This window comes from Streptomyces sp. NPDC038280, from assembly GCF_055600045.1.
This window is the reverse complement of record NZ_JBVJYZ010000023.1, coordinates 17,656-30,663: the sequence shown is the minus strand read 5'-3', so window position 1 is coordinate 30,663 and position 13,008 is coordinate 17,656. Positions and strand designations below refer to the sequence as shown.

Here is a 13,008-nt window from a genome sequence, read left to right as displayed (position 1 = left end):
ACACCACCGGGCGGCGCGCCGCCACCCGGTACGAACGCCAGGAGTGGCGCCATGAACGTCTCGGTCGTCCTGTTCACCTCGGATCTGCGGATCCACGACCACCCGCCCCTGCGCGCCGCGCTCGCCCCGGGCGCCGAGGTGGTCCCCCTCTTCGTACGGGACCCGGCCGTCGACCGGGCCGGATTCGCCGCGCCCAACCGGCTCGCCTTCCTCGCCGACTGCCTCGTCGACCTCGACGCCGGGTTGCGCGAGCGCGGCGGGCGGCTGGTCGTGCGCTCGGGCGATCCGGTCCGGCAGGTGTGTGCCGTCGCGCGCGAGGCGGGAGCCGACGACGTCCACATGGCGGCCGGGTGCAGCGGCTTCGCCCACAGCCGGGAGGAGCGGCTGCGGCGCGCCCTGGAGGCGGACGGGCGCCGGCTCCATGTCCACGACGGCGTGATCACGGCGGTGCCGCCGGGCGCCGTCGCCCCGGGCGGCTCCGGCCACTTCGCCGTGTTCACCCCGTACTTCCGGCGCTGGTCGCTGGAGCGGCTGCGCGATCCGCTCGCCCCGCCCCGCACGATCCGGGTGCCGTCCGATGTCGCCTCGGAGGAGATCCCCTCCCGCGCCGGCGTGCCGTCGGTCTCCGAGGGCGTGGCCCCCGGCGGGGAGAGCGTCGGCCGCGGGCGGCTCACGGACTGGCTGGCACGCCACGGCGACGAGTACGAGAGCCGCCACGACGATCTCGCGGGCGACGTGACCTCCCGGCTCTCGCCCCATCTCCACTTCGGGGCGGTGTCCGCCACCGAGGCCGTCCACCGCGCGCGGACCAGGGGCGGCCCGGGAGCCGAGGCGTTCGTACGGCAGCTGTGCTGGCGGGACTTCCACCACCAGGTGCTCGCCGCACGCCCGGAGACGGCCGTCGAGGACTACCGCACGCAGCACGACCGCTGGCGGCGGGGAAAGGAGGCCGAGGAGACCTGCGGGCCTGGAAGGAGGGCCGCACCGGCTACCCCGTCGTGGACGCCGCCATGCGCCAGCTCGCCCACGAGGGCTGGATGCACAACCGGGGCCGGCTGATCACGGCGAGCTTCCTGACCAAGACGCTGTACATCGACTGGCGGGCGGGCGCCCGGCACTTCCTCGACCTGCTGGTCGACGGCGACCTGGCCAACAACCAGCTGAACTGGCAGTGGATGGCGGGCACGGGCACCGACAGCCGGCCGAACCGGGTGCTCAACCCGGTGCTCCAGGGCAAGCGGTACGACCCCCACGGCGCGTACGTACGGCGCTGGGTCCCCGAGATCGCCGAGCTGCCCGGCGCGACCGTCCACGAACCCTGGAAGCTCACGGGCCCCGAGCGCGCCCAGTACGCCTATCCCGAACCCCTCGTCGACCTCTCCGACGGCCTCGCCCGCTTCAAGCGGGCCAGGGGCAAGCGCTGAGCCGAAGCGGGCCCGGGACGCTTCCGCCGACCGGGCGAACCCACCCATCCGTGACCGCTTCCGTGCCGAATCAAGGAACATGACGCCACAGCCCGCGCGCGAGCCCACCCGTACGGACCGGCTCCTGGCCACCGTCGCCGGAGTGCTCGCCGGATACGTCTCCCTCGCCGTCGCCGAACTGGTCGCCGCGGCCGTCCGTCCGGAGGCGGCCCCCGTCGCCGCCGTCGGGGCCGCGGCCATCGACCTGACCCCGGAGGCCGTCAAGGACTGGGCGATCCGCAACTTCGGCGAGAGCGACAAGCTCGTCCTCCAGTCCGGCATCCTCGTCGTCCTCGCCGTCCTGGGCGTGCTCGTGGGGCTGCTGGCGCTGCGTCACCGCCGGTCCGGGGCGGCGGGAGTGCTGGTCTTCGGCGTGATCGGGGCGATCGCGGCGGTGACCCGGCCGGACTCCACCTCGGTGGCCGACGCGCTTCCCTCACTGACAGGGGCGGTGGCCGGCGCGGCCCTGCTGTACGCACTCATCGGCCGGCTGCTCGCCCCCCGCCCCTCGCTCGCGCCGGTCACGGCCGTCCAGGCGGGCCGCCGGAGCTTCCTCCTGGTGGCCGCGTCGGCGGCCGTGGCCTCCACCGCCGCCGCCCTGGCGGGCCGGGCGCTCGGCGGTACCCGCGACGAGGACGCGGTCGCCTCCCGCGCCGCCGTACGGCTGCCGCGCCCGGCGTCGTCGGCCGCGCCCGTGCCGCGCGGGGCCCAGGTCCGCGTCGAGGGCGTCAGCCCGTTCGTCACCCCGAACAAGGACTTCTACCGGGTCGACACCGCCCTCGTCGTCCCCAAGGTCGACGCCACCACCTGGCGCCTGCGCATCCGCGGCCGGGGAGTGACCAAGGACCTCACGCTGACCTTCCGGGACCTGCTCGCACGCGAGGTGATCGAGCGGGACATCACCCTCGCCTGCGTCTCCAACGAGGTCGGCGGGCCCTATGTGGGCAACGCCCGCTGGCTGGGGGTGCGCCTGGCGGACGTGCTGCGGGAGGCGGGGGTACGGCCGCCGTCGGCGGGCGGGCCGGCCGACCAGCTCGTCGCGCGCTCGGTGGACGGCATGACGATCGGCACCCCCGTCGAGGACGTGATGGACGGCCGCGACGCCCTGCTCGCCTTCGGCATGAACGGCGAACCATTGCCCTTCACCCATGGCTTCCCCGTCCGCATGGTCGTCCCGGGACTCTACGGATACGTCTCCGCCTGCAAGTGGATCAAGGAGATCGAACTCACCACGTTCGACGCCTACGACGCGTACTGGGTCAAGCGCTCCTGGGCCCGCAGAGCGCCGGTCAAAACGCAGTCGCGCATCGACACGCCCAAACCCTTCGCCCGGCCCGAGGCGGGGACCGTGATGGTCGCCGGCGTCGCCTGGGCCCAGCACCGGGGCATCGAACGGGTCGAGGTGCGCGTGGACGACGGGCCCTGGCAGGACGCCACCCTGGCGACCGAGGACACCCGCGACACCTGGCGGCTGTGGTCCTACCCGTGGGCCGCGTCCAAGGGAACCCACACCCTCACCGTCCGGGCCACCGACGGCGCCGGCGGCGTCCAGACCGAGCGCCGCACGCCCACCATGCCGGACGGGGCGAGTGGTTGGCACTCCGTCGTGGTCACCGTCGAATGAGCCCGCCCCCTAGGCGGCGGGGCGGTCCGCACCGCAGGTGGGTACTCCCTCCAGCCACGCGGGCCCCTTGACGTAGATGTTGGTGACCCAAGCGCCGTAGTCGGACAGATAGGACCAGGCGTCGTTGGTGTAGCCCTCGGCGGTGACCGACTCCGCGTGCTTCTGGCACTCGACCCGGATGGTCGTCGCCCCGGGGAAGGCGTAGACCCGCGCGGCGCTGGTGGACGGCAGCGCCTTCGTCCAGACACCGGTGCCCCAGGTCTGGAAGACGTGCCCGGTCACCGGTCCGGTGTTGACGCGCACCGCCCCGAAGTAGTCACTGTTCAGCCGGACATCGCTGACCATGAGTTTCGTACCGGACTGCCGGGCCTCCACCATCCTGCCCGCGCCGAGGTAGAGGGCGATGTGGTGGAGGTCCCGGGAGGTACCCCAGGCCAGCAGGTCACCGGGGAGCAGCCGGCTCAGGCCCTGGGCGGCGGTGAAGCGCTCGGCGGCGCGGTGCGTGTAGTACTGGGCGCTCGCCACCCCGTTGAGAACGTCCGAACCGGCGGCCTGGGCGTAGGCGTGGCGGACCAGCCCGGAGCAGTCGAAGCCCAGGCGCTCGGGGTCGTGCTCGCTGGCCGGGTCGCTGGGATCCACCTGCCCGTAGGTGGCGCCGGGCCGGGGTCCGTGGCCCCCGCCCCACGTGTACCAGACACCCGCCGCCACCTGCGCGCACGCGGCGGCGACGGCGCGCTCGGCCGCCGCGGAGGCACCCGGGGCCAGGACGGCACACGAGCCGTCGGCCGCGGCGGCCGCGCGAACGGCCGCGGGTGAGCCGGTGGCTGAGGCGGCCGCCGAGGCGGGCGTCCAGAGGAGGAGGGCCAGAAGACCGACGAGCGAGCCGATGAGACCGGAGCGGCGAAGCATGCGAGGACCTCGGTTTCCGTGGGGGTGGTCTGGCAGGAGAAGCCTGTGTCCGCGGCGCCCCAGGTCGAGGACCCCGCGTCACCCCACCCGGACGGGCAACGGGAAACACCCGGGAAACCGGCTCCGATCAGGCGCGTCGTCAGGGACGCGCGCACGCCGGGTCGAGGGGGACGGAAAGGCCCGGCATGAGCGTCGCCCGCTCCTCGGGGGCGATGCCGTCGCGCAGCCGGCAGATCTCCGTCAGCCGCGCCCCGACGTCCAGGTCCCACAGGCGTACGGTCCCGTCGTTGCTGCCGCTGGCCACGGTCCGCCCGTCGGGGGAGAAGACGACGCCCCACACCGCGTTCGTATGACCTGTCAGCGCGGCCCACAGCCGGCGCCCGGCCAGGTCCCACAGCCGCACCGTACGGTCGTTGCCGCTGCTCGCCAGCGTGCGCCCGTCGGGGGAGAAGGCGATCCCGCGCGCGGAGCCCGTGTGGCCGGTCAGCGCCCCCACGAAACGGCGCCGGCGCGCGTCCCACAGGCGCACGGCCCCGTCGTTGCCGCTGCTCGCGAGAATCCGCCCGTCCGGGCTGAAGGACACGGCCCGTACCGCGCCCGTATGACCCGTCAGGGTGGCCAGCGGCCGCCGCGCGGCGACGTCCCACAGACGCACGGTCAGATCGTCACCCGCGCTCGCCAGCGTGCGCCCATCGGGGCTGAAGACGACGTCGTTGGCGAAGTCCGTGTGCCCGGTCAGCGTGGCGAGAGGCCGGCGCCCCGCCACGTCCCACAGGCGGATCGTCCCGTCGGAGCCGGCCGAGGCCAGCGTTCTCCCGTCCGGGGCGAAGGCCACCGAGAAGACGTTCCCGCTCCGGCCGGTGAGGGTCGCGAGCGGTGTGCGCCGCGCGACGTCCCACAGGCGGATGGTGCCGTCGGAGCCCGCCGACGCGAGCGTCCGCCCGTCGGGTGCGAAGACGACCGAGAACACGGTCTCCAGATGACCGGTGAACGTCGCCAGGAGCCGCCGCGCCGCGACCCCCCACAACCGCACCGTGTGATCCGCGTTGGCCGTGGCCAGCAACTTTCCGTCCGGGCTGTACGCGGCCTTCCAGATCTCCGTGAACGGACGTGACGTCAGAACCGCGCCCCGCAGGTCCCAGAGCACCACGGACTGGTCGAACGCGGCGGTGGCCAGCATCGTGCCGCCGGAGTCCACGGCCACTCCGAGCACATAGTCGGTGTGCCCGGAGAGCGTCGAGGTCAGCCGACCGCTGCGCACGTCCCACAGCCGGGTCGTACCGTCGCCGCCCGCGCTGACGACCGTCGTGCCGTCGGGCGTGTAGACCACGCCGTTGATGTCGTCGCTGTGCCCGGTCAGCGTGGCGGTGGTCCGGCGCGCGGCCGTGTCCCACAGCCGCACGGTCCGGTCGACGCCGCCGGTGGCGAACGTCCGCCCGTCCGGGGCGAACGCCGCCCCCAGCACCTCGTCGGTGTGTCCTTCGAGTACGGCGAGCGGCCGGGCCTCCGCCGCGTCCCACAGCCGTACGGTCCGGTCCGAGCCGGCCGAGAGCAGCGTCCGGCCGTCGGAGGAGTACGCCAGGGCGTTGACCCGGCCGGCGTGGCCGGGGAGGGAGGCCACGGCCCGGTGGCCCGGGGAGGTCTCCCACAGATGGATCGTCCCGCCCGCGGACCCCGTGGCGAGCGTCCGTCCGCCGGGCGCGAAGGCCACCGCCCGGGCGCCCGCCGTGCGGGTGGGCAGAACCGCCGTCGTGCGGCGGCCGACGGTGTCCCAGAGCCGTACGGGTCCGTCCGTCGACGTGGCCGCGAGCGTCCGGCCGTCGGGGCTGAAGGCGATCGCGCGCACCCGCCCCGGCACCCGGAACGCCGAGGTCGGGCGCCGGTCCGCAACGCGCCAGAGCGTCACCGTCCCGTCGGAACTGGCGGTCGCCAGCGAGCGGTCCCCGGGGGCGAAGGCCACCGCGTTGACCGCCCCGCCGTGCACGCCGAGCCGGGCGGAGAAGGGCTGTGACTGCGTACTGAGCAGGGCCCCGCGCGCCTCGGTCGTCGCCCCCGTGCGGTAGGCCTCCTCGGCCAGCAGCATCGACGCCTCGGGCTGCCCGGCGGCCAGGGACGTGGACCGCACGGCCAGGGCCTGCGAACGGGCGATCCGTTCCTGGTCCAACGCGCCCGCGCGCTGCTGGTACGCCAGACCTCCGGCGGCCAGGGCGACGGCCAGCAGGACGACGAGCGTGGCCAGCATCCCCTGCCGCAGCCGGATCTGACGCCGGGCCTGCTTCTGCCGGCCGTCCTCCTCGGCCCGGCTCGCCCGCAGGAAGGCCTCCTCCTGCGGGCTGAGCCGGCTCCTGCCGTCGAGGTCCTCCGCCCAGGAGCGGACGGTCTCCAGCCGGGTCCCCCGGTAGAGGGCCGAGGGATCACGTCCCTCGCGCTCCCATTCCGCGGCGGCGTGGGCCAGTTGCTGATGGATCAGCAGCCCGGCGCGGTCGGCGTGGATCCAGCCGTGCAGCCGCGGCCAGGCGTGCAGCAGCGCCTCGTGCGTGATTTCGACTGTGTCACTGTCCATGGTGATCAGCCGGGCCCGGACGAAGGCGTCGAGCGCGGCCGCGGCGCCGTCCGCGTGAGCGAGCTGCTCCATCAGGGCCGTGCGGCTCATGCGGCGCCGTGTCTCCCCGGTGCCTTCGGCGACATGGACCAGCCGTACCAGGATCCGGCGGATCGTCCGCTGCTCGTCCGGGTAAAGGCGTGCGAACACGTTCTCGGCCGTGCGCGCGATCGCGCCCTGGATGCCGCCGGTGCGTTCGTACCCGGCGACGGTCAGCGCGGCGCCGTCGTGCTGCCGCCAGGTCGCCATCAGCGCGTGGGACACCAGCGGCAGGACCCCCGCCGGCGTGTAGTCGGGCGCGCCCTCCCGGTCCGGCGCCCCGCGTTCACCACGCAGTCCGGCGTCACGCAGAAGCAGGGAGAGCAGCCCCGGCTCCAGGGTGACGCCGGCGAGCTCCGCCGGGCGCGTGATCGACTCCCGCAGCTCCGCCACCGACATCGGGGGCAGCACGAACAGGCCGCCGGTGAAGACGGTGGCCAGCTCGGGGAAGTCCAGACAGTTGCCGGAGAAGTCGGCCCGCACACCGACCACCACGACGGCCGGGGCGGGCCCGGCCACCGGCCCGCGGGACGTGGAGACGGCGCAGAGCACACGGACGAACGCCCGCCGCTCCTCCTCGTCCGGGCAGAGGGTGAACAGCTCCTCGAACTGGTCGACCAGGAACACCGGACGCATGGCCGGAGGCTGCCGGTCCCCTCGCGCCGCGGGACCGTCGTCCGACAGCCGGCGGACGGCTTCGAGCAGGGCTTCGGGCTGTTCCCGCAACGCGTCGCCCGTCAGGCCGAGATCGTTTCCCAGGACCTTCGCCGTGCACTCCAGCAGCTCCGCCAGCGGACGGGCCGTCGGTGTGAACGGCACCACCGGCCATGACTCCGCCCCGGGCATCGGGAAGCCGCCCGGCCGTCGCAGAGCCGGTACGAGACCGGCGTTGAGCAGGGACGACTTGCCGGCGCCGGACGGGGCGACCAGCATCAGCGGACCGCTCCCGACCCGTTCGAAGACCCGCTCGACCAGCGCGGCCGTGGCGCGCTCCCGACCGAAGAACCGCCCGGCGTCCCCCGTGGTGAAGGCGGACAGGCCCTGGTAGGGGCAGTCGTCGTCCGACCGGGGTCCCGAGGCGGACGGGCAGCTCGTCGGCCCAGTGCCCGGCGGGGCCGCTTCCCGGAGCAGGGCGAGCAGCTCACCGTCCGCGCGCAGCACCTCGTCGCAGCGGCGGGCGACGTCGGGGGTCACGCGTTTGGAGCCGGTCTCGATCTTGCTGAGATAGCCCTTGCTGTAGTGCGTCTGACGCGCGAGGTCGGCGAGCGACAGACCGCGTTGCACCCGAAGACGTCTGAGCTGGGCGGGGAAGGACACCGCGGTGTCGTCGGGCAGTTCGTGGTGGTGGTCGGTCTTTCCTGCGAGGTCCGGGTCCCCCAAGACATCCCCCATGGCGAAGTGCGCCGAGGCTGTGAGACGGCAAGGGTCAGGCTACAGCGGGGGAGGGACGGCGGACGGGATCATCCGGCCGGTATGACGAGAGCACGAAAGCTTCCGGAGCCGCCCGAGGGCGACTCCGGAAGCGGTGCGACCGAGGGCGTTACGGCCGGAAGAGGGCGATCGAGTTGATCGGCGTCAGGTTGGCGTAGACGCCCGTCTTGGCGGCGATTCGGGAACCACAGCCCGCGCCGTTGTTACCGGTGCACAGACTGGCGGTCGCGCCGCCGGTCTGGTTGTTGAGCACCCAGTGGTTGCCGAACTGATTGCTCAGGTTGTGGGGTCCGTAGCTGTAGAAGACATGGGTCGGAGAGACGGCGGGGTTCTGGTTCTGCGGGTAGATACAGACCGCCCCGTCCGGGCATCCGGCCCAGACGTCCGCCGGCTTGGCCTCGGCCGTGGTGTGGAACGCCATCACGGCCGCGGCCGTGGTCGCGAGGGCGGCGAAGCCGCGGAACACCTTGCGCATTTTTTTCCCCCTTGCGGGTCTTGCCTCGTGCTGACGACCTCAGCCTTCCGCCGGCGCCGACCGGGGTCGACGGGTTTCCTGTTGCCCGTCCGGCCGTCGACCGGGAAACAGGCCGGGACCAGGCATTTCGCGCTGCGGAGGGCAACCGCCGTGGGGCTGTTCGGGGGACCCGCCGCGAAGCCCCGGGAGGCCCCCTCCGGGAAGGCACGCGCTAGCCGGTGACACTCGGGCCGCCCGTCTCGATGTGCCCGGTGTAGCGGCGGGACCAGGTGCCGTCGATGTCGGCGAGGACGGTGAAGTCGTACCAGCCGTTGTGGTAGGCCACCGCGTTGAAGAAGTCCTCGCGCGAGGAGTTCGCCGCGACCGTGTACGTCCACGGGCCGTCCGTACGGTACGCGTTCGACCGGATGGTGAAGGTGACCGGCGACGCCGAGGTGTTGGTCATCCTGAAGTAGATCGCCGTCTTCCCGGTGCCCGGTTCGGTCGCGAAGCGGGCCGCCACCTCGATCGCCCGGCCCGCCTTGGACGCGTCGCCGAGGAAGCGGCGCAGGAAGCGATTGGGGCCCATCATCGAGATGTCGTACTTGCCGGAGCCCGAGCCCGTCCCGATGTTGAAGTAGTCCGAGGACGTGGTGCCCGGGTCCACGGTGTACTGCCAGGCGGCGGTGTCGCGGTACTGGTGCGGGTGGATCGTGAAGTGGGCCGCGCTCCTGGCCTGCGCGCCCTGGTTCGTCATCGAGAACCAGGCCAGGATCTTGCCGGCCGCGCCGAACTCGAACCGGTCGAGGTTGCCGTTGACCTGGTACGGCACGGCCCGGGCAGGCCGGGTGCCGGGCTCCTGCGCCGGCAGGGCGTTGTTCTGCGGGACGGGATTGGGCAGCGGGCCGCAGGTGGACTGGCCTATGACCTTGGCGGTGGAGGGCAGATTCGCCGGAACGCCGTGGACGGGGTGGGCGAAGTCGAAGACGCCGGTGAGGTCACCCGTGACCCTGCGGCGCCAGGCGCTGATGTTCGGGCAGGTGGCGGGTTTGCCCAGAGCCGCCGTCCAGGTCTCCATGAAGCGCAGGACAGAGGTGTGGTCGAAGACCTCCGAGCTGACCCAGCCGCCGCGCGTCCACGGGGACATGACGACCATCGGGACCCGGAAGCCGAGACCGACCGGGACGCCGTCGATGTACTCGCCCGGGGTGCCGGGCGGGGCGACCGGCGGGGGCACGTGGTCGAAGAAGCCGTCGTTCTCGTCGTAGTTGAGGAAGAGGACGGTCGCGTCGAACACCTCGGGGTCGGCGGCCAGAGCGCGGTAGACCAGATCCACGAAGTGCGCGCCGTCGCCGGGCGGGGCGTACGGGTGCTCGGAGAAGGCCTCGCTGGCCACGACCCAGGAGACCTGGGGGAGGGTGCCGGCGACGACGTCGGCGCGGATCGCGGCCGCGATGTCGTCGGGGGTCGAGCCGGTGACCCTCGGGACGGAGCCCATGCCCCGGTCGTACAGCGGGTCGCCGGGGCGCGCGTCGGTGAACTTCTTGAAGTAGGCCAGGCCGTTGTCGCCGTAGTTGTCCTGGGCGTTCTGGTAGACCTTCCAGCTCACGCCGGCGCGCTGGAGGGCCTCGGCGTACGTCTCCCAGGTGAGCCCGGACTCGTCGCCGCCGTCCTTGCTGGAGGCGTCGACCTTGCCGCTCCACAGGAAGGTGCGGTTGGGGCCGGTGGCGCTGAGCGTGGAGCAGAAGTACGCGTCACACACCGTGTAGTTGTCGGCGAGGGCGTAGTGGAAGGGGATGTCGCCGCGGTCGAGGTACCCGAGGGTGCGGGTGTTGCCGACCCCGAGGACCCAGTTGTCCATGCGGCCCTTGTTCCAGGCGGCGTGCTGTGAGGTCCAGCTGTGCGGCAGGTCGCCGTTGCACTGCGCGAGGGTCTCGCTGTCGGCGCCACCCGCGGGCGGGGTGGCGCTCAGCTTCCACGGATACTGGCGTCCGCCCCAGTTGGGCTGGTTGAACGTGCCCCAGCCGCCCGGGAGGTTGCCCGCGGCCCGGTCGCCGAAGCCGCGGACGCCCCGGAGCCGGCCGAAGTAGTGGTCGAAGCTGCGGTTCTCCTGCATGAGGATCACGACGTGCTTGACGTCGGCGATGGTGCCGGTGGCGGCCGCGGCGGCGGCCGACGCGGACACCGGCGGCAGCGCCGCCCCCGCGACGAGCCCCGCCCCGATGCCGACGAATCCCCTGCGACTGATGGGAGTCATGCCCCGCCTCTCGCGTCACTGCGTGCCCCAGCGGCACACCGAGAGACAGAGTGAGGGAGCGGAGCTTAAAGGTCTACGTCCGTGCGGTAAGCCTTGGGTCAACTTCGAGGCCGACGGGCTGGTCGATCCTGATTGCCTGCGGTCAGGGGAACATGCCGTCCTATGGGTGGCCCTGACGTTTGGTCATGTTCCGAACCAATGCCCCTCACATCGATCAGAGCCGGCCCGGGAGGCGGTGGAGGGTGACCTCGCGCAGCCGGCCGCCCGCCGCGACCGCGGTCATGTACGTGCGGTGGGGCTGACGGCGCCGGTCCGTGGGCGAACCGGGGTTGAGCAGACGCAGGCCTCCGGGTGCCGTGGTGTCCCAGGGGATGTGGCTGTGACCGAAGACCAGGACGTCCAGATCGGGAAAGCGCTCGGCACACCGGCGCTCGCGGCCCCGCGCCCCACCCGTCTCGTGAACCACCCCGAAGCGGACCCCGCCCAACTCCACCCGGGCGACCTCCGGAAGGCGCGCACGCAGCTGGGGACCGTCGTTGTTGCCGAAGACGCCCACGAGCCGCCGGGCCCGTGCCTCCAGCAGCTCGAGGGTCTCCAGGTCCACCCAGTCCCCGGCGTGGATCACGACGTCGGCCCGCTCGATCCGTTCCAGCAGCTCGGGAGGGAGCGCCTTGGCCCGTGTCGGCAGATGGGTGTCGGACGTGAGCAGCAGTTCCATCCCTAAATCTTCCAGGGAATCCCGGGCTTCAGGCCGGGAGGGAATGCGATCCCGAGCCCGGAGGCGCGAAGCGCCGGAGTTCGCTGCGCCTCCGGGGTGAGGGTCAGGTAGGACGCTTCTGGTTCTCGATGTAGTCCTTCACCACCTGGAGCGGTGCGCCGCCGCAGGAACCGGACCAGAAGCGGCCGTGCATCGTGGCCCGGTTGACGCGGCAACCAAGCGTAGTGTGATCACCGCGAACCGATGGAAGGGGGTGGGCCGGGTGATCCGTGCGTACAAGTTCCTCATGCGGCCCACCATGGGCCAGCAGGTCGCGCTCGGCGAGATGCTGCGTGATCACTGCTCGCTCTACAACGGGGCATTGCAGGAACGCCGTGACGCCTACCGACACATCTCCAAGACGAGCGTCAAGTACGGGCAGCAGTCCGCGCAGCTCAAGGACATTCGCGCCTTCGACCCGGAGCGTCAGGGACGCTGGTCGTTCTCCTCCCAACAGGCCACGCTTCGCCGACTGGACAAGGCGCTCGCCGCGTTCTTCCGCCGGATCAAGTCCGGCGACACCCCCGGATACCCGCGTTTTCGCGGGGTGAACTGGTTCGACACTGTTGACTTCCCCAAGGACGGGGACGGCTGCCGCTGGGACTCCACCCCGCACGACCCAGTCACCCGCGTCCGCTTCCAGGGCATCGGGCACGTCAAGGTCAACCAGCACCGGCCAGCGGTCGGCAAGGTCAAGACCGTCTCCGTCAAGCGCGAGGGACGCAAGTGGTTCGTCGTGCTCACCGCCGAGCAGGACCAGCCCGAACCGCTCCCCGCGACCGGCAGCGTCGTCGGCATCGATCTGGGCATAGCGAACTACCTCGCAGACTCCAACGGCGTGTTTGTCGCCAACCCGCGCCACGGCCGCAAGGCCGCCGCAAAGCTCGAAGCCGCACAGCAGGCGCTTTCCCGGTTCCCGCGCCGCGGGGCCAAGGAGCGCACCAAGAACCACCAACGCGCCGTGGAGAAGGTCGCGAAGCTGCACGGCACGGTCCGCCGCCAGCGGCTCGACCACGCGCACAAGACCGCGCTCGGCCTCGTCCGCGAACACGACTTCATCGCGCACGAAGATCTCAAGATCCGAAACATGAGCCGGGCCCCCGCGCCGAAGCCGGACCCCGCCACGCCGAGCACCTTCCTGCCCAACGGGGCCGCCGCCAAGGCCGGCCTCAACCGCTCGATCAACGATGCCGGATGGGGGGTGTTCCTCGCGATCCTGAACGCAAAGGCTGAGAGCGCCGGGCGGGAAGTGATGGCCGTGGACCCCCGCAACACCTCACGGCAGTGCCCCGAATGCGGGCACACCGCCAAGGAGAACCGGCCCACACAGGAGAAGTTCCACTGTCAGGCGTGCGGCCACAACGCTCACGCTGACACGGTGGGCGCCCTGAACGTTCTACGGGCCGGGCTGGTCCGTCGCGAAGCCCAACCGGCATAGCGAGAAGCCACCCCGTTTACGGGGTGGAGGAGTC

General features: G+C 72.4%; 7 protein-coding genes and 1 pseudogene. 3 read left to right on the top strand and 5 right to left on the bottom strand.

The genetic code is table 11. From position 1 onward, the window contains the following. Positions 1-51 precede the first annotated feature (51 nt). Both ACZ7J0_RS30800 and ACZ7J0_RS30795 read left to right on the top strand, forming a co-directional pair. Positions 52-1,424, top strand: a pseudogene (locus ACZ7J0_RS30800) (cryptochrome/photolyase family protein). Between the two features lie 79 nt (positions 1,425-1,503). After that, complete coding sequence (locus ACZ7J0_RS30795) at positions 1,504-3,087, top strand: molybdopterin-dependent oxidoreductase (RefSeq protein WP_470892875.1); 1,584 nt, start codon at positions 1,504-1,506, stop codon at positions 3,085-3,087. Between the two features lie 9 nt (positions 3,088-3,096). Here ACZ7J0_RS30795 and ACZ7J0_RS30790 read toward each other — a convergent pair whose 3' ends face one another. The 5 genes from ACZ7J0_RS30790 to ACZ7J0_RS30770 form a co-directional block, all read right to left on the bottom strand. Next, positions 3,097-3,996, bottom strand: a complete 900-nt coding sequence (locus ACZ7J0_RS30790; RefSeq protein WP_470892873.1) for a C40 family peptidase — start codon at positions 3,994-3,996, stop codon at positions 3,097-3,099. 139 nt (positions 3,997-4,135) lie between these two features. Next, a complete protein-coding gene (locus ACZ7J0_RS30785; RefSeq protein ID WP_470892872.1) occupies positions 4,136-8,017 on the bottom strand; it encodes an nSTAND1 domain-containing NTPase in 3,882 nt (1,293 codons plus the stop codon). A 160-nt stretch (positions 8,018-8,177) separates the two neighbouring features. Continuing rightward, positions 8,178-8,543 (bottom strand): hypothetical protein, encoded by a 366-nt coding sequence (locus ACZ7J0_RS30780; protein ID WP_470892870.1) that lies wholly within the window; start codon positions 8,541-8,543, stop codon positions 8,178-8,180. A 211-nt stretch (positions 8,544-8,754) separates the two neighbouring features. Continuing rightward, the gene (locus ACZ7J0_RS30775) at positions 8,755-10,779 is read right to left on the bottom strand and encodes a phosphocholine-specific phospholipase C (protein ID WP_470892868.1); all 2,025 of its coding nucleotides are present in this window, start codon (positions 10,777-10,779) and stop codon (positions 8,755-8,757) included. A gap of 214 nt (positions 10,780-10,993) precedes the next feature. Then, complete coding sequence (locus ACZ7J0_RS30770; protein WP_470892866.1) at positions 10,994-11,497, bottom strand: metallophosphoesterase family protein; 504 nt, start codon at positions 11,495-11,497, stop codon at positions 10,994-10,996. A 262-nt stretch (positions 11,498-11,759) separates the two neighbouring features. Between ACZ7J0_RS30770 and ACZ7J0_RS30765 the strand changes: the two genes are divergently transcribed. After that, on the top strand, positions 11,760-12,974 hold the full coding sequence (locus ACZ7J0_RS30765; RefSeq protein WP_470892994.1) for an RNA-guided endonuclease InsQ/TnpB family protein: 1,215 nt from the start codon (positions 11,760-11,762) through the stop codon (positions 12,972-12,974). Positions 12,975-13,008 lie beyond the last annotated feature (34 nt).

Bases quoted from the DNA above. Each gene is read 5' to 3' on its own strand.
- ACZ7J0_RS30780 (WP_470892870.1), bottom strand. From the start codon at position 8,543: ATGCGCAAGGTGTTCCGCGGCTTCGCCGCCCTCGCGACCACGGCCGCG.
- ACZ7J0_RS30775 (WP_470892868.1), bottom strand. From the start codon at position 10,779: ATGACTCCCATCAGTCGCAGGGGATTCGTCGGCATCGGGGCGGGGCTC.
- ACZ7J0_RS30795 (WP_470892875.1), top strand. From the start codon at position 1,504: ATGACGCCACAGCCCGCGCGCGAGCCCACCCGTACGGACCGGCTCCTG.
- ACZ7J0_RS30790 (WP_470892873.1), bottom strand. From the start codon at position 3,996: ATGCTTCGCCGCTCCGGTCTCATCGGCTCGCTCGTCGGTCTTCTGGCC.
- ACZ7J0_RS30770 (WP_470892866.1), bottom strand. From the start codon at position 11,497: ATGGAACTGCTGCTCACGTCCGACACCCATCTGCCGACACGGGCCAAG.